18 protein-coding genes are annotated in these 17,825 nt (G+C 65.0%); 5 read left to right on the forward strand and 13 right to left on the reverse strand.

Features of this window, described 5'->3' with window-relative positions; translation table 11 throughout:
* Positions 1–134: 134 nt before the first annotated feature.
* The 9 genes from ACSQ23_RS05005 to ACSQ23_RS05045 form a co-directional block, all read right to left on the reverse strand.
* Positions 135–1,172: an aldo/keto reductase gene (locus tag ACSQ23_RS05005; protein ID WP_436089944.1), complete on the reverse strand. Its 1,038-nt coding sequence runs from the start codon at positions 1,170–1,172 to the stop codon at positions 135–137.
* Position 1,173: 1 nt separating this feature from the next.
* Positions 1,174–2,082, reverse strand: coding sequence for a dihydrodipicolinate synthase family protein (locus tag ACSQ23_RS05010; protein WP_436089945.1), 909 nt, complete (start codon positions 2,080–2,082; stop codon positions 1,174–1,176).
* Between the two features lie 14 nt (positions 2,083–2,096).
* Positions 2,097–2,408, reverse strand: a complete 312-nt coding sequence (locus tag ACSQ23_RS05015; protein WP_055873450.1) for an L-rhamnose mutarotase — start codon at positions 2,406–2,408, stop codon at positions 2,097–2,099.
* A 10-nt stretch (positions 2,409–2,418) separates the two neighbouring features.
* Positions 2,419–3,207: an IclR family transcriptional regulator gene (locus ACSQ23_RS05020; RefSeq protein ID WP_436089946.1), complete on the reverse strand. Its 789-nt coding sequence runs from the start codon at positions 3,205–3,207 to the stop codon at positions 2,419–2,421.
* Between the two features lie 179 nt (positions 3,208–3,386).
* Positions 3,387–4,580, reverse strand: a complete 1,194-nt coding sequence (locus tag ACSQ23_RS05025) for an enolase C-terminal domain-like protein (protein ID WP_055873456.1) — start codon at positions 4,578–4,580, stop codon at positions 3,387–3,389.
* Between the two features lie 35 nt (positions 4,581–4,615).
* On the reverse strand, positions 4,616–5,611 hold the full coding sequence (locus ACSQ23_RS05030) for an ABC transporter permease (protein ID WP_436089947.1): 996 nt from the start codon (positions 5,609–5,611) through the stop codon (positions 4,616–4,618).
* The gene (locus tag ACSQ23_RS05035) at positions 5,608–6,597 is read right to left on the reverse strand and encodes an ABC transporter permease (RefSeq protein ID WP_436089948.1); all 990 of its coding nucleotides are present in this window, start codon (positions 6,595–6,597) and stop codon (positions 5,608–5,610) included. The genes ACSQ23_RS05030 and ACSQ23_RS05035 overlap by 4 nt, the downstream gene beginning before the upstream one ends.
* Positions 6,598–6,830: 233 nt before the next feature.
* Complete coding sequence (locus ACSQ23_RS05040; RefSeq protein ID WP_436089949.1) at positions 6,831–7,880, reverse strand: sugar ABC transporter substrate-binding protein; 1,050 nt, start codon at positions 7,878–7,880, stop codon at positions 6,831–6,833.
* Between the two features lie 53 nt (positions 7,881–7,933).
* The gene (locus tag ACSQ23_RS05045; RefSeq protein WP_436089950.1) at positions 7,934–8,737 is read right to left on the reverse strand and encodes an ATP-binding cassette domain-containing protein; all 804 of its coding nucleotides are present in this window, start codon (positions 8,735–8,737) and stop codon (positions 7,934–7,936) included.
* Between the two features lie 201 nt (positions 8,738–8,938).
* Between ACSQ23_RS05045 and ACSQ23_RS05050 the strand changes: the two genes are divergently transcribed.
* Positions 8,939–9,385, forward strand: coding sequence for a hypothetical protein (locus tag ACSQ23_RS05050; RefSeq protein ID WP_055873470.1), 447 nt, complete (start codon positions 8,939–8,941; stop codon positions 9,383–9,385).
* Positions 9,386–9,515: 130 nt separating this feature from the next.
* Here the strand turns inward: ACSQ23_RS05050 and ACSQ23_RS05055 are convergent, their stop codons facing one another.
* The gene (locus ACSQ23_RS05055) at positions 9,516–10,166 is read right to left on the reverse strand and encodes a GntR family transcriptional regulator (protein WP_055873473.1); all 651 of its coding nucleotides are present in this window, start codon (positions 10,164–10,166) and stop codon (positions 9,516–9,518) included.
* Between the two features lie 260 nt (positions 10,167–10,426).
* Between ACSQ23_RS05055 and ACSQ23_RS05060 the strand changes: the two genes are divergently transcribed.
* The 4 genes from ACSQ23_RS05060 to ACSQ23_RS05075 all read left to right on the forward strand — a co-directional run bounded on the left by ACSQ23_RS05060 (position 10,427) and on the right by ACSQ23_RS05075 (position 14,887).
* Positions 10,427–11,755, forward strand: coding sequence for an ABC transporter substrate-binding protein (locus ACSQ23_RS05060; protein WP_055873476.1), 1,329 nt, complete (start codon positions 10,427–10,429; stop codon positions 11,753–11,755).
* A gap of 214 nt (positions 11,756–11,969) precedes the next feature.
* Positions 11,970–12,884 (forward strand): carbohydrate ABC transporter permease, encoded by a 915-nt coding sequence (locus ACSQ23_RS05065; protein ID WP_436089951.1) that lies wholly within the window; start codon positions 11,970–11,972, stop codon positions 12,882–12,884.
* A complete protein-coding gene (locus ACSQ23_RS05070) occupies positions 12,884–13,768 on the forward strand; it encodes a carbohydrate ABC transporter permease (protein WP_436089952.1) in 885 nt (294 codons plus the stop codon). The genes ACSQ23_RS05065 and ACSQ23_RS05070 overlap by 1 nt, the downstream gene beginning before the upstream one ends.
* 69 nt (positions 13,769–13,837) lie before the next feature.
* Entirely contained in the window at positions 13,838–14,887 is a 1,050-nt protein-coding gene (locus tag ACSQ23_RS05075) for a mannonate dehydratase (protein ID WP_055994750.1), read from the forward strand.
* A gap of 87 nt (positions 14,888–14,974) precedes the next feature.
* On the opposite strand, the gene ACSQ23_RS05080 is transcribed toward ACSQ23_RS05075, so the two are convergent.
* The 3 genes from ACSQ23_RS05080 to ACSQ23_RS05090 form a co-directional block, all read right to left on the reverse strand.
* Positions 14,975–15,508: a hypothetical protein gene (locus ACSQ23_RS05080; RefSeq protein ID WP_436089953.1), complete on the reverse strand. Its 534-nt coding sequence runs from the start codon at positions 15,506–15,508 to the stop codon at positions 14,975–14,977.
* 353 nt (positions 15,509–15,861) lie between these two features.
* Positions 15,862–16,632 carry a ribonuclease activity regulator RraA gene (locus ACSQ23_RS05085; protein WP_244488391.1) on the reverse strand — a complete coding sequence of 257 codons (771 nt, stop codon included), beginning with the start codon at positions 16,630–16,632 and terminating at the stop codon, positions 15,862–15,864.
* A gap of 28 nt (positions 16,633–16,660) precedes the next feature.
* Positions 16,661–17,818 (reverse strand): mandelate racemase/muconate lactonizing enzyme family protein, encoded by a 1,158-nt coding sequence (locus ACSQ23_RS05090; protein ID WP_436089954.1) that lies wholly within the window; start codon positions 17,816–17,818, stop codon positions 16,661–16,663.
* Positions 17,819–17,825: the final 7 nt, after the last annotated feature.

The raw sequence follows: 17,825 nt of genomic DNA on the forward strand, positions 1-17,825 counted from the left end.
AACCAAGCACACTGGCTGAAGGGCTGTGCCCTCTGCGGTACCCTAATTGGATGGTCCTGCGCGCTTGGCGCCCCTCACCCCAACCCTCTCCCCAAAGGGGCGAGGGGGCGGTGTGGCACCGCCGGTGCAAGACGCTACGTTTGCGGTGTCGGCGCATCCCTGCGCAGCAGACCTTCGTGCTTCAGCTCGCCCCACAGGTCCGCCGGAATTTCGACCCGCATGCTCTCGACGTTGCGGCGCGGGTGATCGGGATGGAAGGCGCCGGGGATCACTGAGGCGACGAGCGGATGATGCAGCGTGAACTGCAGAGCGGCGGCTGCCAGCGGCACGCCATGCCCTTCGCACACCGCTTGCATGCGGCCAACTCGAGCGAGCTGCTCCTCGTTGGCGATGGCATAGTTGTAGCGCGCGCCGGGCACCGGCCCGGTGGCGAGGATGCCGGAGGCGAAGACGCCTCCGATGATCACGCCGACGCCGCGCGCTTGGCAAAGCGGGAACTCGGCATCGAGCACCGGCTGCTCGGCCAAAGTGTAGGGCAGCGCCACGAGGAAGAAATCGAGCTCGAAGCGTTCGAGGAAGCGCGGGATGGTGCCCATGCGGTTGACGCCGGCACCGATGGCCTTGACCAACCCCGCCGCCTTCAGCTCCTCAAGGGCCCGCATGCCGCCACCGGCGTCGAGCGCATCGAGATGCTGGTTCACCAGCTCCTCGCTGCCGAGATTGGCGAGGTCGAGATCGTGGATCACCAGCACGTCGACGCGATTGCGCCGCAGCCGCTGCAGGCTGTCCTCGTAGCTGCGCATCACCCCGGCATAGCTGTAATCGTGCCGATGCTGGAATTTCAGCCCGTTCGGCCAGCTGCGTTCGCTTGCTGCGAAGGCGGCAACGTCATCGGGCGCAAACAGCACCCGGCCGACCTTGGTCGAGACGATCGCCTCGCCCGGCGGGCGGAGGTATAGCCCACGTCCGATGCGGTGCTCGCTGAGCCCGCGGCCATACCAGGGCGAGGTATCGTAGAAGCGCACCCCGGCATCCCACGCCGCGTCGAGCGTGGCGTCGGCCTGGGTTTCGGGGATGGTGTTGAAGATATTGCCGAGGGACGCGCCGCCCAGCCCGAGCCGGGGCAGCTCGAGGCTGGTCCGGCCGAGCCGCCTGAGCGCGAACGGATCCATCTCAGGCCCCGAAGGCGACCGGGGTCGGAACGACGGTCGCCAGCAGCTCGTCGATCTCGCGCTGGGTGATCGGGTCGACCGCGGTGGTCGGGCTGCGGACCAGGGCGTGGCGAATGATGCCGCGCCGCACCAGCAGCTGCTTATGGATAGCGTAGAAGATATCGCCGCCCTGGTTGCCCAGCCGGTTCACCGCCATGATCGTCGCATCGAAGCGCTGCCGCGCCGCCGCCTCGTCGCCGCGCTGGAAGGCATCCCACACCGCAACGAAATCGGCGGGCTGGCTGCAGAACGGCATGGTGCCGTGCGCACCGCGCCGCAGTTCCTCGATGAAATAGCTGCCGCCGGCGCCGCCGAAAATCGTCAGCCGATCGCCCGCTGCACTCGACATCGCATGCACCTTGCCGGTAACCGGCACGGTCTCGACCTTGATGTAGGTGACGTTCGGGCAGGCGTCGGCGATGCGGAGCGCCAGGGCCGGCGAGATCGGCCCCTGCGGTACGTCCTGCAGGATGATCGGGATGCCGACTGCCGCATCGATGGCGCGGTAATAGTCGAAGATCTCCTCCGAACTTACCGGCATGAACGAGGGCGGGATCACCATCAGGGCATCGGCGCCCGCCGCCTCGGCAGCGCGCGAATAGAACACCGCGAGATCGGTGCCGGCAGCGCCGGAGTTGATAATCACCGGCACGCGGCCGTTGACCGCCTTGATGGTGGCGCGGGTGATCTGGGCGCGCTCGGCCTCGTTGAACTTGAACACTTCGCTGCCCAGCGCCACGCCGAGGCCGTGCACTCCGGCCGCGATGTTGAACTCGATCAGGCGCGCGAGGCTCTCCTCGTCGATGCTGCCATCGGGGTGAAATGGCGTGACGAGAATGGGCACTACGCCCCTGATGGCGGCGGAGGTCATGGACAATGGCTCTCTCAGCGATTTTCGAAGTTGAACATTTCCTCGACCGGGCGTTGCACCGGCGAGAAGTCGGAATTGGTTTCCATGTAGGGCGCCATCATCTCCCACCAGCGCCAGGTCAGGTCGCTGATTGGGGTCGCCGGATCGGGGGCGCTGTCGCGCTCCATGTAGGCGAAGAGGTCGAGCCCGTTGCGGTAGATCGAGAAGCTGCGCACGCCGTCGCGCCGCATGGCATCGAGCATCTCGGGCCAGATCTCGTCGTGCTTTTGCTTGTAGATCGCCTCGTTGCCGGGCTTCAGCTTCATCATCCAGGCAATGCGGACCACAGTCTTCTCCTCAACCGGCGCGGCGGGCGGCGGCCGACGCCGCGGCGGGCGGCCATTCGCCGGCATAGCCGAGCCGCCGGCTCACGTGCTCGCAGGCGTCCCACAGCATGGCGACCACCGGCATGACGTTGTCGCCGCCCGGCTTTTTCACCGACGGACCGGTGACGCTCATGGCGCCGACCGAGTGGCCGGAACGATCGAGCAGCGGCACGGCAACGCAATAGACGCCCATCACCACTTCCTGGTCGTCGATCGAATAGAAGCGGTCGCGGATGCGGCCGATCTCCTCACGCAGCCTGGTGGCGTCGACGATGGTGTGGCTGGTGAGCGCCGGCAGCGGGTGGGTATAGACCTCCTCCTGCCGGGCCTCGGGCATATAGGACAACATCGCCTTGCCGGCGCCGCCGCAGTTCAGCGGTCCGCGCGAGCCGATGCGCATATCGAGCTGCATGCCCTCGTTGCCGCGCACCTTGTCGATGCACACCCCGAACATGCCGCTCAGGGCGTTGACGTTCACCGTCTCGCGGGTGGCCTCGGCGATCTGCTCGGCGAACGGCCGGCAGAGCCGCGGCAGATCGATGCGCTCGAGCTGTAGCCCGGTGATCTCGAGCAGACGGAAGCTCAGCTCCCACTCGCCGGACGGGGTGCGATCGACCACCCCTTCTTCGCTGAGGTCGAGCAGCATCCGGTGCACCGAGCCGAGCGGCAGCTGCAACTGCTGCGCCACGGCGCGGACCCCCAGCGGACCCTTGCGGGCCAGCAGATCCATGGCCTGGACGGACCGGGTGATGCTCGACATCTAGGTTGTTACTCCTTGCGGCTGCAGTCTGGTCAGGGAAGTGTTTCCCCGGCGCCAGAGACCTCCACCGGGTCATCTCCGCGAAAGCGGGGACCTCCGTTCGGGGCAGGCACCGTAAACAGAGGTTCCCGCTTTCGCGGGAATGACCCCGTGGTCGATCGCGGCCACAACGCCTGGCCCTACCAATGGGTCTTCTTGGTCGTTGCGTTGGGTTCGATCAGGTTGTCGTCGATATAGTCCCACTCGATTTCGTAACCCATGCCGGGGCCTTTGGGCATGTGCACGAAGCCCTCGGAGTCGATCTTATCGACAGTGTTCTTGAGGTAGGGGTGCGGCGCGTCGTAATCGACGCCCGGCGCGAGCAGGCCCTTCTCGTAATATTCTGAGGTATCCTCGGAGGTGGCGCCGATCACCTGCAGGTTGCCCCAGCCGGCCATATGCATCTCGCAGCGCAGCCCATAGGCTTCGGCGACGATGGCGGTCTTCCGCGCACCCGTGATGCCGCCGCGGACCACGTCAATGCGGCTCATGTCGCCGGCGCCGCGCAGGATCCACTCGGCGCGTGAGAACACGCCACCGGCGATGATCTCGGGGGAAAGGATCGGGATCTGCAGCTCCCGGCTCAGCCGCACATAGCTCTCGGTGCGGTATTCCGGCATCGGGTGCTCGTACCAGTAGAAGTTGAGCTTTTCGAGCTCGCGGCCGACCTGGATCGCCTCCTCCATGGTCATGTAGGTGCCCCACGGGTCGAACATCAGTACGTAATCCGGCCCCACCGCCTCGCGCACCAGGTGGCAGGTCTCGATATCGGCCTTGATGTTGGACGGGCGACCGGGAGTCGGCTGACCGGTCTCGGGGTTCCAGAAATAGTGCGGGTGGATCTTGTAGGCGATGTAGCCTTCGTTTTTGCAGGCCAGCGCATGCTCGGCATAGACGTGCGGCTTGCCGATATTGGGGTAGGTCGAGGCGTAGGCCTTCACCTTCTCGCGCCCGGCGCCGCCCATCAACTTGTAGACCGGTAGGTTGGCGTAGCGCCCGGCGAGGTCCCACAGCGCGTTGTCGATCACCGAGGCGACGTTTTCCTGGACGTTGGCGACCCACATCCATTTCCAGATCATCTCGCGATCCATCGGGTCCTGGCCAACCAGCAGATCCTTGATGCGCCACAGGATCTGCTGCTGGTCGACGACGTTGAGGCCCTCATTGTCGCCGTGCGAACCGCCGCCGAAATAGTGCCCGACCACGCCTTCGTCGGTGTGGATGGTGAGCACCGTCTGCATCATCTGCGTGTTGGGCAAAGGCAGCGCGTGGCCGACATCCCAGCGGTCGGCATAGGTGCGGAACGTCTTGATGGTGATGTCCGAGATCTTCACGGCACAAAATCCTTAGGTCGGGTGATAACTGGTTATTATTCGTAGGCGTCGCCGCCACGCAGGCGATCGAGCAGGACTGCGGCGAGCAGCAGCAGGCCGACAATGATGTTTACGTAGTAGGGGCTGATGGCCTTGAGATCGAGGATGTTGCTGACACCAGCGACCGCCAAGAGGCCAAGCGCACCACCGACCGGGTTGCCGACGCCGCCACGCAGGATCGAGTAGCCGCCGATCATCAGCGCCGCATAGACCTGGAACTCGAGCCCGACGCCGGTGGCCCGCGCCGCGCTGCCGAGCTGCGCCGCATAGACGATGCCGCCGAGCCCGGCGCCGAACGACGAGAGCAGCAGCGCCGCGACCCGCACCTTCTTCACCGAAATGCCGGCGCGCCCCGCCGCCTTGTCGTCACCGCCCACCGCCTGCACATGCCGGCCGACACGGGTCTTGGTGACGATCAGCGCGGCGATGGCGGTCAAGAGGATGGCGAGAAGGAAGAACAGCGGCAGCCCGAATACCGTGGTGCTGACCAGGTTGAACATGTCGATGTTGAAGGCAAAGATGGCGCCCTGCGAGCCGAGCAGCACCCAGGCGATGCCGCGCAAAGCCACCAGCATGCCGAGCGTCGCAGCGATCGGCTCGGCCCCGAAGCCGACAATGGCGATGGCGTTGATGCCGCCGAAGCAGAGGCAGGCACAGAGCGTCACCGCCGCGGCGCTGGCCGGATCCCAGCCGAGCGAAATCAGCAGCGCGAACACCGCCGAGGAGAAGCCGACCATCGAGCCGATCGACAGGTCGACGACGCCCGAGAGCAGCGCCATGCCGGAGAAGGCGCCGACGATCAGCGGCACGATCAGGAAGGTGCCCATGATCGAGATATTGCCGAACGACAGGAATTTGGGCCCGACCCAGAACCAGCCCACCGCGACCACAGCGATGAAGGTGAAGGTGATCGAGGCGACCGAGCCGGTCAGCAGCTCGCGCCAGGGGTTATGCGGCGCGGGCGGCAGGGTGGAAGCAGCAGTGTCGCTCATGGCGTTCCCTTCCGTGCGCGATAACCGTCGATGGCGACCGCGATGACGAGGATCAGGCCCTGGAAGATCGACTGGGTGTCAGAGCTGAGCCCGAAGAACACCAGCGACGTCGGAATGGTCGACAGAAACCCGACGCTCAACAGCAGCATCCAGAAATTGCCGCGCCCACCGGCGAGCGAAATGCCCGCGAGGATCACCCCGGCGATGATATTGAGCTGCATGGCGTTGCCCGAACCCGGGTTGAACGGTCCGGCGGTCGCCGCGAACAGCACTGCGGCAAAGCCGACGAAGCCGCCGGCAGCCATGAAGATGGCGAACCGCGTCGCCCTGAGCGAGATGCCGCGGGCCTTGGCGGCGGCGCGATTGCCGCCCACGGCGGTGGCGCGGCGGCCGTACTTCGTGCGCGGCAAGAGGAACCCGACCACCAGCACCAGCCCCAGCATCGGCCAGAAGATCGCCGGCAGGCCGAACAGGCTGGCGCGGCCGAAATGATAGATGTCGGAGTTGAGCGGTACTTCGGCGAGCTGGAACACCAGGAACAGAGCGGCGAGGCCGATGAAGTTGGTCGCCAGCGTCACGATCACCGGATTGAGCTTGGCAAAGACGATGATCGCCGCATTGAAGGCCCCCCACGCCATGCCGGTGAGGATGGCGCCGACGATCACCACGGGGAGCGGCATGCCGACTTCCGAGAGCCGCACGGCGACGAGGCTGGCGGTGATCATGCCGGCCGGCTGGCTCAGATCGATGAAGCCGCCCGAGATGGCGACGAGCCCCTGCCCGATCGCCAACACGCCGACGATCGACATGGTGAAGGCGATGGCCAGCACCGTCTGCTGCGACAGGAAGTCGGGGCGGTAGAGGCCGGTGGCGGCGATCAGCAGCAGCCACACCGCAAGCAGCATGATGCCGGTGCCCCAGCCACCAAAACGGACCCGGAGCGGTACAGCCGGCGGCGCGGTCTCGGTGGCTTGGGTCAGGGACATCGGCGGTGGTTCCGAGGAGTTCATTGGCAGTCGGGGTGGAAGGCCCCCTCACCCGCCGCTGCGCGGCGACCTCTCCCCCCAGGGGCGCTACCGCGTCCCCAGAGGGAGAGGTGACGGTGAGGCACGATCTTGCCCCATCACCACCTCTCCCTCTGGGGACGCGGTAGCGCCCCGAGGGGGAGAGGTCGGCCCCCAGGGCCGGGTGAGGGGGCCTTACCTAACTTCAGTTCAACTCACTTGTTCGGGCAGAACAGCTCGTACTCCGTCGTCCCGGCGGGGGCGGCGAGCAGTTGCTTCACGCGTTCCGGCATGTCGGGCACCGACTTGGCCTGCTCGGCGGTGACCGGGCACGGCTGGACCTTGGAGGCCGGATCGCCGGCATCGGCCTTCAGCGCAGGGGTATTGCCTTCGGCGATCGGCTTGATCACGTCCTTGATGGCATACACGGCGTAGCCCTCGAGGAAGTAGAACACCGAACCGACCAGATGCGGGTTGACGTTGTCGCCGGTGATGAAGGCGCCGTCCTGGCCCCAGCCGATGACTTCGTCGGCGCGGCCGAGCTGCTCGGCGGCGTTGATGAGGGCGAGCACGCCGCCATCGTTCAGGCCGACCACGGCGATCTTCTTGGCGTCGGGATGGGCCGCGAGCAGGTCGCGAGCGGCCGGCAGGCCGACAGCCGCGTCACCCTGGCTCTCGAAGCTCACATACTTTTCTTTCGGAATGTCCGGGCAGACATTGCCCAGGCCGGTGCGCATGCCGCCGGTGCGCCACTCGTTGACGATGCCGGCGCCGGCGCCTTCAGCAGAGATCACCAGATCGGGCTCGCAGTTCCACTTTTCCTTGACGATGGCGCCGAGGCCCTCGCCACCGGCAATGCCCGCACCGAGATTGTCGATGCCGACGAAATACATGCCGGGATCGGCGATGTCGTAGGTGACGATCGGAATATTGGCCTGCTTGGCGACCGCCGAGATGGCCGGGTTGGATGCAGCCTGACCATTGAACTGGATGATCGCGTCAACGCCTTCCTGCGCGAAGATCTGCACGTTCTTCAGGGCCGTCGCAGGGTCGTTGTTGTTGGAGAGCTCGACATAGTCCCAGCCCTCCTTCTCGGCGAGGGCGCGGGCGACGTCGCCCTGGGCCTTCATCCATTCGCAGCAGGTGTTGCCACCCACCGCCATGCCGAGCTTGAACTTGTCCTGGGCTTCCGCGACACCGGCAATGCCGATGAGCGCGGGAACCGAAAGCGCCATGACGGCGAATGCACGTACTGAGTTGCGCAAGATAGGTCTCCTCCCTTTTGCGAAAATAGTCTGATCGGCTCAGAGGCTTTGCCTCAGGCCGCAACCTGGGCGGCGCGCGCTTCGGGCGAGTCGCCCGGAATGGCGCCGGTAATCAAACCGACGATCTCGTTGACCTCGGTCTCCTTGACGGTGCGGGTGGCGATCGAGCGGCCCAGCCGCATCACTGTGATGCGATCGGCGACGCTCATCAGCTGCTGCATGTTGTGGCTGACGATGATCACCGAGACATCGTGCTGGCGCAGGTCGCGGATCACCTCGAGCACCTGGCCGGTCTCGCGTACCCCGAGCGCCGCGGTCGGTTCGTCGAGGATGACGATGCGGCGGCCCCAGAGCAGTGCCCGAGCGATGGCGAGGCACTGGCGCTGGCCGCCCGACATGCCCTTCACCGAGACGTTGATCGAGGGGATCTTCACCTTGAGCATGTCCAGCACTTCGCGGGCCCGCTCACGCATCCGGCGGTCGTCGACGAGGTTGAACAGCCGGGCCAGCGGGTGCTTCGAGAGTTCCTCGCGGCCGAGATAGACGTTCTGGTAGGCCGACATGGTGTCGACCAGCGCCAGGTCCTGGTAGACTGTCTCAATCCCCGCATCCATGGCGTCCTGGGCGCGCTTCAGTACGACCGGCTTGCCGTCGATGACGATGTCGCCGCCCGACGGGGTGACGATGCCGGAGAGGATTTTTAAGAGCGTCGACTTGCCGGCGCCGTTATCGCCCACCAGCCCCACCACCTCGCGCGGTCGCAGCGTCAGCGACGCATCGGCGAGCGCCACCACCGCACCGAAATGGCGCGAAATATTGTGTGCCGCAAGGACAGGCGAGAGCGCCTCGTCACTCATGAGCTTCCCTCCCGATCGCCCGTCGTACGTTCCGTATCTGGAACGGGCGTTTCATATTAGGGACAGCTAATCGCCCGTGACGGTGCTTGTCAACGGGGCGCGGGATTCGACTTGCGACTGAGGCACGAGGGCGGCGGAGTTGTCCAGCCGTCAGGTTGGCGCTAGCATCGAAGTGGGTGAGCGAGTGACCTGGAGTGTAAGATGCCCAGTCCGTCCAATGCGCGCTACGAAGTTACAGCCTACATCATTGCAGCCGTCGTCATCGCCACGCTGGTGGGCGCCCTGGTCGGCGCCGTGTTCGCCGATAACGACGCCGGCCGCGCCTCGGTCGGTATCGTCGCCGCCTTCTGTGCGGTGGCGGCCGAGATCGTCATCCGGCGTTATCTGGGCGAGGCGATGCCGCAATTCTTCCTTTCCAACCGCGAACGCCACGCGCCGCTGTCGGTGTGGGTCGGCGCCTTCGTTACCGCCGTCGCGGCGGGCCTTGCCACCAGCAGCATCGGCCAGCTGATGGGCATCACCGACAGCATGATGATCGGATTGCTGGCCGGTCTGTTCGCCGGGCTGATCGCCTCGGTGCTCGTGGTGCTGCATGATCACGAAGCGAACCTTCGCAGCGGAAGGAAGCCGGCAAGCGACGCGGTTTAGGACACGGTCGCTTCGGCTCCTTCGCCTTCTCCCCTTGCGACGAGCGATGGTGTACGCGGAGAGAACCCCTCATCCGCCCTTCGGGCACCTTCTCCCACAAGGGGAGAAGGCGATCACGGTGAGGCCGCTGCTACGTCGTCAGCACGCGGTGCAGCACGCCCTGCAGGTGCCGGTCGAGCCCGTCGCAGGCGGCCTCGACGTCACCGGCCTTCAGCGCATCGATGATCACCATATGCTCCTCCATCGAGGTCACGGTGTTGGCCGGGCCGACCGCGTTGAGGTTGTGCAGGCGCAACAGGTACATCTTCTGGGTCAGCCGCGCGTAGTTGACCCTGATCTGGTCATTGTCGAAGGCGGCAACGAAGGTATCGTGGAACTTCCGCTCGAGCAGTTTTACCGGCACGCGGTAGCGTTCCATGTCGTTGGTCTGGCGGACGAAATCGATGATCCCGAGATGTTCGGCGCGCATCGCGTCGATCCAGGCGGGGGTCACGGTCTGCGCGAACTTCCTGAGGCCCTCGCGTTCGAGCAGGCCGCGAAACTGGAAGCAATTCCCGACGAACTTCACGTCCGGATAGAAGATGGTGATCCCCACCTTGCGGCGGACGGTGATCAGCCCCTCGGCCTCGAGCAGCGTCGTCGTTTCGCGCATCGGCGACAGCGACAGGCCCAGCACCTTGCACAGTTCCTCTTGTGTCAGGGTCTGGCCGAGCTTCAGCCGGCCGTCGATGAGAGCGTCAAAGAACGCGGCGTAACCGGCATTCTCGATTTCACCCCTCATCCTTTTCTCCTAGCCAATGGCGCATTGACAGTTGTTCGAGCCCCATAATACGCTCTTAATAGCGCTAATAAATATATTTAAAAGCCGGCGCTGCGAGAAAACTGTGAGCGGCCGGGCCGTTTGGGCCACCGCGCTCTAGGCAAATCGGGACCCCGCGGGGAGGCGGCGTGACCCACCGAACGTTGATCGCCCCAGCGATCAGTCCGGCACCGTCGCCGCAATCGCCAAGCCGCACACGAGCTCATCTTGGAGGAGAGCCCATGACCAAATCATTCGACACCCAGAAGCCGACCGGCTGGTCGCGCCGCCGCGTGCTGAAGACCGCCGCAAGCGGCCTGGCGTTGGCCGCCGCCAGCAGCTTCCCGATGCCCGCCCTGGCGCAGGGCAAGAAGCTCACCTACTGGGGTGGCCTGATCTTTTCGGACGATGCCAACAAGCTGCTGACCGACACCATCAATGCCTGGGGCGCCGCCAACGGCGTCGCCACCGAAGTGGTGATGATCAACCAGAACGAGACCACCCAGAAGGTCTCGGCGGCGGTATCGTCCAACACCATGCCGGATGCCCTCGACATGGGTCTCGGCCTCGCCCGGCTGCTCGCCCGGCAGAGCCAGTTCTCCGATGTCGGCGACCTCTACAAGAAGATCGGCGACGCGCAGGGCGGCTGGTTCGCCGGTCCCGATACCGCATCCGACCTGACGGCGGATGGCGGCATTGCCCGCGTCGGCATCCCGTTCGGCGTCAACGGCAACCTGCTGCTGCGGCGCAAGGACCTGCTCGAGCCCGCCGGCTTCACCGAGGCGCCCAAGACCTGGGACGAACTGGTGACGCAGGCCGAAGCCATCAACAAGGCGCCGGTTTCGGGGCTGGGTCTCGCCCTCTCCAATGTCGGCGACGCAAACCTGCAGGTCGCGGTGCTGCAGTCGTTCGGGGGCCGCATCGCCGACGACGCCGGCAAGAAAGTGACGATCGACTCGCCCGAGACGCGGTTGTGGCTCACCTGGCTGAAGAATGCCTGGGACAAGGGCCTGTTCTCGCCCGGCAACACCACCTGGGACGGCGCCGGCGACAACCAGGCTTATCTGTCGGGCCAGGCCGGCTTCATCGCCAATACCGGCTCGGTCGGTATCGCCGCGCGGAAAGACGATCCGGAACTGTTCGAATCCAGCGCCTTCTCGCCGCTGCCCGGCGGCCCCAAGGGCATCATCTCGCCGATCGACGTGCAATTGCGCGCCATCACCAAGGCGAGCCCGGTGCAGGACGAAGCCAAAGCGCTGCTCGAACACCTCTCGTCGCCAGAGTTCATGAACGCCTATTTCAACGTGGCGATCTATGGTCCGGTGCTGACCAACCAGGAGAAGCTCCAGGCGTTCGACGGCACCAACACCATCCTCGTCGGCCTGCTCGGGCTCGCCAAGAACGGCACGGCTCCGGCCTACCCGGATGTCAACAACGCCGCCTTCGCTGATTTCGGCTCCAACTTCCTCATTCCCAAGCTCGCCCAGCGCGTGGTGGTGGATGGCTGGGACTTCGACAAGGCGATCGCCGAGGCGCAGACCCAGGGCCAGGCCATCTACGACAAGTACTGATCCCAAGTTCCTCCCTGCCGCGGATGGTTCCTCCCGGGGCCATCCGCGGATGTTTTGGAAGGATGTTTTGATTGAACGATCCGCGCGCTTGGCTACCCCTCACCCTGGCCCTCTCCCCAGAGGGGAGAGGGGACGCACTTTGCACGGACAGTGCCACAACGCCCCATCGCCCTTCTGGGGAGAGGGTCGGGGTGAGGGGTAACCAAGAGAACAGATGACGACTGTTTCAACTCAAAATCCTGCCCCCCGCCGCCGCTTCGGCGGTGGCTTCAAGCTCAAGCTCTTCGCCTATGCGCTGGTGGCGCCGGTGGTGCTGCTCATCCTCGGGCTCGTCGCCTATCCGTTTTTGTTCGCTATCTGGGTGTCGTTCACCGACATGGTGATCGGCAGCACCGGCAACTTCATCGGCTTCAAGAACTTCGAATACCTGGCGGGGACCGCGACCTTCTGGGCCGCCATCCGCAACACCATTGTCATCGTCCTCGTTTCGGACGTGCTGAAGCTGGTGATCGGGCTGGGCCTGGCACTGCTGGTGCACCAGAACCTGCCGGGGCGAGGTATCTTCCGCTCGTTCCTGATGCTGCCTTGGGCCATGCCGGCTTTCGTCGCCTTCCTCACCTGGCGCGTGCTTTACCAGCCGATCGGCGGCGGCATTAATCTGATCCTCAACCAGACCGGGCTCTACGCCGGCACCGTCGACTGGCTCGGCACCCGCACCACCGCCATGGCCTCGGTGATCATCGCCTCGGTGTGGCGCGGTTTTCCGTTCTGGTTCATCTCGATCCTCGCGGCCCTGCAATCGGTGCCCAAAGAACTTTACGAGGCGGCGATCGTTGACGGCGCCAATACCTGGCAACGGTTCTGGAACGTCACCATCCCCAGCATTCTGCCGGTGATCATCGTCACCACGCTGCTCTCTTCGATCTGGACCGCCAACGGCTTCGAGCATGTCTGGCTGTTGACCGCCGGCGGCCCGTCGGACGCCACCATGGTATTCCCGGTGCTGGCCTATTTCGGCATGCAGACCCAGCGCATCGGTGAGGCGGCCGCAGTGTCGGTCTATATGCTGCCGGTGCTGGCCATCCTCGTGATCTTTGCCACTTCGCTGATGATGCGGAGGGAGGAATAATGGCCAGTCTCGCCGAAATCGCCAGTGCGGCGCCGACCAATGCCGGCGCCTCGGCGCGTCGCCGGTTCCTGATCGCCCGGCTGCTGAGCTATGCCGCGTTGATCGTCGCGGTCATCCTCGTGCTGTTCCCGGTTTACTGGATGCTGGCGACGTCGCTCAAACTGCCACGCGACATCCTGCGTGTGCCGTCTCTGTGGCCGTCCCGCTTCAGCCTCGCCAACTTCGAGAAGCTGCTCGCCGACGGGCAGTTCCTGCTGTCGATCCGCAACAGCTTTATTGTCGCCTCGACCGTCACCGTGATCTCGGTGATCATCTCGTCGTTCGCCGCCTATTCGATGGTGCGGTTCCGCTATCGCTTCAGCGGCGTCATCGGCCGGCTGATCCTCTTCGCCTACCTCACCCCCGGCTCGCTGCTGTTCATTCCGCTGTCGATCGTCATGGCGCAGCTGAAGCTCGGCAACTCACTGCAAGGCCTGATCCTCGTCTACCTCACCTTCTCGCTGCCGCTCTCCACCTGGCTGCTGCAGGGCTATTTCCGCGGCGTACCGCGTGAGCTCGAGGAGCAGGGGATGATCGACGGGCTGACCCGGTTCGGGGCGCTGCTGCGCATCACCCTGCCGCTCTCGGCGCCCGGCCTCGCGGCGGTCGCCATCTTCACCTTCACCGGCGCCTGGAACGAGCTGCTGTTCGCACTGGTGCTCACCACCTCGGAAAGCGTGCGCACCGCGCCGCTGGCGCTCAACTATCTCATCACCTCCGACGTCTTGCCCTGGGGCCCGCTGATGGCCGGCGCAGCGATCTCGTCGGTGCCGCTGATGATCCTCTATTTCGTTGCCCAGCGCTTCATGGTGGCGGGCATGACCGAGGGATCGGTCAAGGGATGACGGGCGGTCTCGCCTATGCGGGAATGACCCGGTGACACACCAACTGCAGTGCAATTTAGGAACAAGAGAATGGGTATCAGAGTTGCGGTCGGCCAGTTCCATGAACTGAGCGAGGAAAGGCTCCGCTTCGCGGCGCAGATCGGCGCCACCGGGTTGCAGATGAACAACCCGACGCTCCCCGGCGACAACCGCTGGGAGCAAAAGGACGTCAGGGCGCTGGTCGACCAGGTGGAGGCAGCCGGCCTCAAGTTCGAAGCGATCGAGAACGTCCCCACCCATTTCTACCACAAGGCGATGATGGGGCTCGAGGGCCGCGACGAGCAGATCGAGAACTACCAGGCAACGATCCGCGCCGTGGCGCGCGCCGGCATCCCGGTGCTCGGGCTGCACTTCATGCCCAACTCGGTGTGGACCACCAAGCGCGATGCCGCGACCCGCGGCGGCGCCGTGGCCCGGCAATTCGACATGGCGGTGGTCGAAGCCAACATCGACAATCTCGAGCTGCTGCGTTCGTTCATGCCGACGACGCTCGGCCGCGCCTCCTCGATGCCGCTATTCGGCAAGGATGGCCCGCTGATCACCGAAGAGCAGATGTGGAGCAACTACGAGTATTTCATGAAGGCGGTGCTGCCGGTGGCCGAAGAGGAAGGCCTGAAGCTGGCGCTGCACCCCGATGATCCGCCGGTGCCGATGCTGGGCGGCGTGGCGCGGCTGTTCTACAAGCCGGAGAATTTCAAGAAGGCCTATGACTTGGTCGGCCGCTCGGAGGCTTGGTCGCTCGACCTCTGCCTCGGCTGCTGCTCGGAGATGGAAGGCGGCAAGGCCAACGTCAACGAGATGATCGAGTATTTCGCGCCCAAGGGCCGGATCTCCTACATCCACTTCCGCGACGTGAAGGGGTCGGTGCCGAACTTCGTCGAGTGCTTCATCGGCGATGGCAATTTCGACCCGGCCGAAGTCATCGTGCTGCTCGCCAAGAACGGCTTCGATGGCTTCCTGCTCGACGACCACGTGCCCAAGATGGACGGTGACAGCGACTGGAACCACCGCGGCCGCTCGCACGCGATTGGGTATATGCAGGGGTTGATCCGGATGGCCGAGTTTTTGGGCAAGGCCTGAGGTGACACGCGCAACGGCGCTTCATGGGGCGGTCCAGTGGGCCGCCCTTTGTCTTGTGGCCCTCGCAGAAGCAGCGCGCCGGCGAGGCTAACCCAACCACTCGCCAAGCGGCTCATCGTCCCACACCTGCGCCTCGATGTATCGGTCCGGACCGGTGGTTTCGGCACGTTGCTGGGGGAGGCCGAACTGCTCGACGAGCCAAGGCAGTTCGCCGAGGGTAAACACCTGCCCGCGGTGCGGCTTGCCATCGTTGTGCCGCATGGCGGGGAAGCTGTCGCCATAGGTGAAGCTGACGATCCGGGGGTCGAAACGCGCCAGCGGCACCGCCAGCGAACATCCCTCGAGATACCAATCGCGCACCCAGTCGCATTGCCCCAGGATCATGTAGCGCGGCGTGCTGCGGACCGGACGGCCACCCTTGTCGATGAAGCGCTGGCGGACCAGCGCTTCCAGTTCGCGCCGGATGACCAGGTAGTCGGGCCGCCGCTGGCTGGCAAAGCCGTCGCCGCGCTGGCGAATGGCCTCGAGCACGCTCTCGGCCTCCGCGTGCGGCAGGTCCGAAAGCGATCGGAACGGACCACGCTCACGGGCGTAGTAGTGCGAGAGGATGCTGGGAACCATGTGACCGCCACGCGCGACTGTGCCGGCTAGTAATAGCGGCGGCGGCATAGTTGCGCGAAACGGAAATATCGCACCACGCTGGCCGCCTCGACGTCGAGCGTGCTGCACACCCCCTCCCAACCTCCCCCGTCAAGGGGGAGGTGCCCGCCGGTGTATCGGGCACATCCAAGCCACAAGCACCGGCCCCACCTCCCCCTCGACGGGGGAGGCAAGCGGAGCTTGGGAGCGAAGCGACCTAGCGCAGCTCGGAGGGGGTGCGAACCGGGCTGGATGCCGGCATCCGGCCACCATCCAGCACCAAAAGTAAGGGCGCCACTTGGGCGCCCTTCTCATTTCACAGACAGCTCGTCGCCTCAGTGGCTCGGGCTCGGCGGCAGGCCCTTGGCCTTGCGCCAGGCCTGGTATTCTTCTTCGGCATCGGGGTGCAGCGGGTAGTAGCGGCGGAGCGATTCACCGGCAGTGAGCTTTTCGCGGCTGAACACTTCCCACTCGGCGTGTTTCTTCGAATCCTCGATGACCTTTTCGGCCATCGACTGCGGGAGCACGACGACACCGTCATCGTCGGCCATGATGATGTCGCCCGGGATGACCATGACGCCGCCGCAGGAGATCGGCACGTTCACTGCCGCCGGCCAGATCGAGACCTGCACGTGGTAGTTCGGGGTCCAGCCGCGCATCCAGATGGCGAGATCGAGCTTGTCGACGTTGGGCTTGTCGCGCATCACGCCGTCGATGACGATGCCGGCGCCTTTGCGGCCCTTGAAGTAGGTCGACATCATATCGCCGAAGACGCCCGAGCTCAGGTCGCCGCGGGCATCGACAACGACCACGTCGTTCTCTTCGACTTCATAGAGGACGTGGCGATGCAGCTGCTTTTCGGGGTCCGAGTATTCGCCTTCGCTGAAGAGATCCGGGCGTTGCGGCATGAACTGCAGCGTCAGGGCCGTGCCGACGATGGACTTGCCCTTATACTGGCTGACCGGGCCGACCATGTGAGGGTTGCGGAAGCCGGAATGGCCGAGCGACCCGGCGACGGTGGCGGTGCCGATATCCTTCAGCGCGGCGATGACGTCCTTGCTCGGACGCTTGAACGCCGGGATCGGGCTTTGCATGATGTGGACCATAAATATCTCCTCCAGATGAGTTTCGGGTCTACCAGTTCGTAACCGAACCGTCGCGGCGCTTCAGGTGGGGCGCCTCCCAGAACTTGAAGCTGTCCTTGTCGAGCAGCTTTTCGTTGATTTCGATGCCGAGCCCCGGTGCGTCCGGCACGCGGAACACCGCGCCATCAAGCAGCGGCATGGTGGGGAACAGCTCCGCGGTAGGCGTGCCGGCATAGAGGTCGGTGGCGTTGGCGCGCACTTCGAGCGCAAAGAAGTTCGGCGTCGCCGCCGAGAAGTGGATGGTCGCCGCAGTGCAGATCGGCCCCAGCGGGTTGTGCGGCATCAGGTCGACATAGTGCGCCTCGGACCAGCCGGCGACCTTCATCGCCTCGGTGAAGCCGCCGACATTGCAGAGGTCGAGCCGGTTGTACTGATGGATGCCGCGTTCGATGTAGGGCAGGAACTGCCACTTGGAGGAGAACTCCTCGCCGATGGCGAAGGGCACGTCGGTGAGTTTCCGCAGGTTTTCGTAGGCCTCGGGGGTCTCGTCGCGGATCGGCTCCTCGAGGAAATCGAGCGTGCCGGATGGCATCTTCTGGCAGAAGCTCGCCGTCTCGGCGACGCTCAGCCGGTGGTGGTAGTCGATGCCCAGCACCACGTCTTCGCCCAGCGCTTCGCGCGCCTTGGTGAGGAATTTGGCGGTCTTGCCGATCGACTCGCGCGGCTCGAAAATGCCCTGGGCGTCATTCCATTCGGCGGGAAAGAAACGGATGGTCGACCAGCCGCGCGCCATCAGCTTTTTTGCGTCCTCGATGGTCTCGTCGCCGCTGATCGAGCCGGTCGAGGCGAAGGTCGGGATGAAGTCGCGGTGCTTGCCGCCGAGGAGTTCGTAAACGGGTACCCCCAGTGCCTTGCCCTTGATGTCGTAGAGCGCAATATCGAGCGCCGACTGCGCCGCGGTGAGCACGCGCCCGCCCTCAAAATACTGGCTGCGGTACATCTCCTGCCACAGCGCGCCGATCTGCATCGGGTCGCGCCCGACTAGAAACTGCGCATAGTGCTCGAGCGCCCCGACGACGGCCTTCTCGCGGCCGCTGAGCCCGCTTTCGCCCCAGCCGAAAATGCCCGCATCGGTTTCGATCTTGACGATCAGCTGGTTGCGGTGGCCGACCCAGACCGGGAACGGCTTGATGGCGGTGATCTTCACTGTTGGT

The sequence above is a fragment of the Devosia sp. LjRoot16 genome, from assembly GCF_964252795.1.
Classification (GTDB): Bacteria; Pseudomonadota; Alphaproteobacteria; order Rhizobiales; family Devosiaceae; genus Devosia_A.

What these genes read in the sequence shown, in the direction of transcription:
- ACSQ23_RS05010 (WP_436089945.1), bottom strand. Translation starts at nt 2,082, where the DNA reads ATGACCTCCGCCGCCATCAGGGGCGTAGTGCCCATTCTCGTCACGCCA.
- ACSQ23_RS05060 (WP_055873476.1), top strand. Translation starts at nt 10,427, where the DNA reads ATGACCAAATCATTCGACACCCAGAAGCCGACCGGCTGGTCGCGCCGC.
- ACSQ23_RS05080 (WP_436089953.1), bottom strand. Translation starts at nt 15,508, where the DNA reads ATGGTTCCCAGCATCCTCTCGCACTACTACGCCCGTGAGCGTGGTCCG.
- ACSQ23_RS05065 (WP_436089951.1), top strand. Translation starts at nt 11,970, where the DNA reads ATGACGACTGTTTCAACTCAAAATCCTGCCCCCCGCCGCCGCTTCGGC.
- ACSQ23_RS05075 (WP_055994750.1), top strand. Translation starts at nt 13,838, where the DNA reads ATGGGTATCAGAGTTGCGGTCGGCCAGTTCCATGAACTGAGCGAGGAA.
- ACSQ23_RS05005 (WP_436089944.1), bottom strand. Translation starts at nt 1,172, where the DNA reads ATGGATCCGTTCGCGCTCAGGCGGCTCGGCCGGACCAGCCTCGAGCTG.
- ACSQ23_RS05085 (WP_244488391.1), bottom strand. Translation starts at nt 16,632, where the DNA reads ATGGTCCACATCATGCAAAGCCCGATCCCGGCGTTCAAGCGTCCGAGC.
- ACSQ23_RS05030 (WP_436089947.1), bottom strand. Translation starts at nt 5,611, where the DNA reads ATGAGCGACACTGCTGCTTCCACCCTGCCGCCCGCGCCGCATAACCCC.
- ACSQ23_RS05035 (WP_436089948.1), bottom strand. Translation starts at nt 6,597, where the DNA reads ATGTCCCTGACCCAAGCCACCGAGACCGCGCCGCCGGCTGTACCGCTC.
- ACSQ23_RS05050 (WP_055873470.1), top strand. Translation starts at nt 8,939, where the DNA reads ATGCCCAGTCCGTCCAATGCGCGCTACGAAGTTACAGCCTACATCATT.
- ACSQ23_RS05070 (WP_436089952.1), top strand. Translation starts at nt 12,884, where the DNA reads ATGGCCAGTCTCGCCGAAATCGCCAGTGCGGCGCCGACCAATGCCGGC.
- ACSQ23_RS05020 (WP_436089946.1), bottom strand. Translation starts at nt 3,207, where the DNA reads ATGTCGAGCATCACCCGGTCCGTCCAGGCCATGGATCTGCTGGCCCGC.
- ACSQ23_RS05055 (WP_055873473.1), bottom strand. Translation starts at nt 10,166, where the DNA reads ATGAGGGGTGAAATCGAGAATGCCGGTTACGCCGCGTTCTTTGACGCT.
- ACSQ23_RS05045 (WP_436089950.1), bottom strand. Translation starts at nt 8,737, where the DNA reads ATGAGTGACGAGGCGCTCTCGCCTGTCCTTGCGGCACACAATATTTCG.